Below are 1414 nucleotides of genomic sequence, written 5' to 3'. Positions count from 1 at the left end.
GGATAGGGGAGAGGACGTTATACGCAAATAAACTGCCAAAACCGGCAGCAGCGCATAATAAAAGCCATTTTGTAACGTGTGCAGCAAAAACCTTGCTATGATTCGCAAGCATTTTTCAGTCTCCATACAGATTGAAAGTGAAGTCCTAGCGGTATCCATTGGCGTGGATACCGTCGGGCATTAAAAAATTACATGTTTACTTTTTTACTTGGTATTTCTATTCCTCGAGCAGCTGCTAGCTCAGCAAATCTTTGCTCTGCTTGCTTTTCTGCTATTTTTTGCCTTTCTGATAAATCCTCTTTGTTTTTTACTACTTTTAACTCTACTGACTTCAAGTCTGATGCAAGTTTTTCTGGCTCTACAAACGGCAGGGCAGTCTTTGGATCACGAGGAAACCTAAATTCCAATCCAGTCGTTTTTCTTCCCGCTGTTATAGGCTTCCAAGTAACATTAAGACCATCTTTCTCACCAATCTCCTTTATTGCTGGCTCAATAACCCTTATCCGTAAATTCGCAAAATTCTTTTTATGACTAGGCTCCGCTTCAATAAAATCCTGAAAATCAGCAACTGTAATTGCTAAGAGTCCGGTCGTCTTAAATTGCATCAATAACTCAAATAAACGCCAAGAATAGATAGACCGTAAAGCTCCTGCTCTACTTAATTTATACGATGTGAATTCATTTTTAAGCTTAGAAATATACGGTACAAGATCTATATTGAAAGCTATCTCAATCCATCCTTCATTTTTATGATAGTGTGCCCGCGCGACCCAACGCACCCCTCCTGGCACAGGCAATCCAGTTTTTATATCCAAAAGCATGGAAATCGAACGTTCATAAAGCTTTTGCTGACCATTTCGAGCCTCTAAATAGGCTGTTTTTATATCTATTCCTCCAATTTCTGCTATTTCAGAAGCGTGTACACGAGCAACAGGGTTAGTGTTATAGACCTTTTCCCCATCAATTTTACCTAGAGCAATCATTAAAATTCGCTTCTCAGGTAAGGAAAGTCCGTGAGCAGCACGTGTCAGTAGGTTACTTATTTTTATGATCATTTTTTCCTGATCTCTGAAAGGGTTTTTCTCAGTCTTTGTGTTTTTTTCAGCCATCTTGATATGTAACCCAAGTTCAAAGTGTTAAGTAACTTACTAATTTCCGTTTATGACTATATTTCAAGAGTCACTCTTATTACAACTAAAAATTTACAGTTGTAATAAGAGTGAAAAAAGCACTTATTGCAACAATAATCTTAACGTTGCAATATTCGTATAGTTGTTGCAATAGAGAAAAATAAACACAGCGATCAGCGTTCTAGTGGCAGCATAGACTTTTAAATAAAATAAATTATCTACAACAAAAAAATAGATGTTGTAGTAGTAGTATAGATGTTGCAGTAAGTAGTATAGATGTTGCA

At 37.1% G+C, this 1414-nt stretch carries 1 protein-coding gene; it reads right to left on the bottom strand.

The genetic code is table 11. The annotated features are described in order from the left end of the window. Positions 1 to 188 precede the first annotated feature (188 nt). Positions 189 to 1109, bottom strand: a complete 921-nt coding sequence (locus A3IE_RS21550; protein WP_020397264.1) for a replication initiation protein — start codon at positions 1107 to 1109, stop codon at positions 189 to 191. Positions 1110 to 1414: the final 305 nt, after the last annotated feature.

Origin of the sequence: Thiolinea disciformis DSM 14473 (assembly GCF_000371925.1) — a bacterium.
GTDB lineage: Bacteria > Pseudomonadota > Gammaproteobacteria > Thiotrichales > Thiotrichaceae > Thiolinea > Thiolinea disciformis.
Note: the sequence above shows the minus strand (reverse complement) of the source record. Positions and strands in the feature narration are given on the sequence as shown.

Excerpts from the sequence above, each read along its gene's own strand:
- A3IE_RS21550 (WP_020397264.1), bottom strand. The coding sequence starts at position 1,109 with ATGGCTGAAAAAAACACAAAGACTGAGAAAAACCCTTTCAGAGATCAG.